Here is a 1,201-nt window from a genome sequence, read left to right on the forward strand (position 1 = left end):
AATTAGTATAAACAAGGCCAATCAGTATTATTAATAACTGACCAGCCTAATAAATTAATTACCTTGAAATAACGACTTTCCCGTCAATAATAGATAAGTAAGGATTATAAACAGCAGTCTTACCTGTTACTTTATTATCTAGTTGTATTGGGGAATTGCCGAAAGAACCCTCTTCAAGGCGGAATATTCGGCCTCCTTTATAACTAACTAATCTGAAATTTTTCCATTCAGGCGTTATCCTAGTTACATAATTTCCACTATCAAATTTTTCCTTAAAGCCCATTGAGTCAAAAAATACTCTAGAGCTACTATTATCTGCAATAGCCCATTCTTCCCAAGCAGGTTTAGTAATAGACCATATTTTATCAAGATCTTTTCGTACAAAAGCATTAATCACTTCTTGATAGAATGCTTTTATTTCTGGTAAATCTGTTTCTGACACAGGACGGGATTTTGTCCATATCCAATCAGGTAATCCATTAATAGAAAAAATTCTTTTAGCTTGATATAATCCTTTTTCTCCATGGTTTTTTGACATACCTGAAAAATCAAAGTCCGAAAAATTATTAGAAATATTATTTGGTGAAGTGTGAGTAACGATATCACCATTTTTATCTACAGATAATTTAATATAACTAACAATTTGGCCTTGATCATGTGCGGATGCTTTTCTGATAATTGCTTCGCACCATGAATCAGGATTAAATTTTTCAAAACTTTTATCAATAGATTTTTTTCCCATTGAGACAGAGAGAGTATTATTACTATTTTCTAAAAAAGAAGTTATATTCTGACCACTAGATTCTGTCCCACTACGTGAACGCACATTGTGCATTGCCATTATATCATTAAGGCGAATAACACAGACACTCCGGTGTGTATTCATTGTTAATAAATACTTGTATTCCATACTTGTTTTTCCTGATGCCGAATTAGCAAATATCATTAGCATACATAATAAAAAACTAACCCAAAGAAATTCTGTATTTTGACTCTTCTTTGCTAAGAGGTTTTTGAAATATCCAATCACGTTCTTTTACTCCTTCTATATCTGTTTCTTCTGGACCTTGTTTTGCTTCTTCTTCTAAGATATCTTCATTAGATCCTTTCACATCGTCTCCTAACCCCATTCCATATTTCACGCTTGCTAACGCTGTTATGCCATCATGATAAAGCACAAGCTCCATACTTTTTTCTGTAG

Annotated in this window: 1 protein-coding gene and 1 pseudogene; both read right to left on the reverse strand. The window is 32.7% G+C overall.

Annotation, left to right across the window (positions count from 1 at the left end):
* Positions 1–58 precede the first annotated feature (58 nt).
* Positions 59–910, reverse strand: coding sequence for a hypothetical protein (locus AAC147_RS07315; RefSeq protein WP_047686148.1), 852 nt, complete (start codon positions 908–910; stop codon positions 59–61).
* A gap of 55 nt (positions 911–965) precedes the next feature.
* Positions 966–1,201, reverse strand: a pseudogene (locus AAC147_RS07320) (hypothetical protein); the annotation flags it as partial.

Source organism: Xenorhabdus sp. NBAII XenSa04 (genome assembly GCF_963866145.1).
Taxonomy (GTDB): domain Bacteria; phylum Pseudomonadota; class Gammaproteobacteria; order Enterobacterales; family Enterobacteriaceae; genus Xenorhabdus; species Xenorhabdus indica.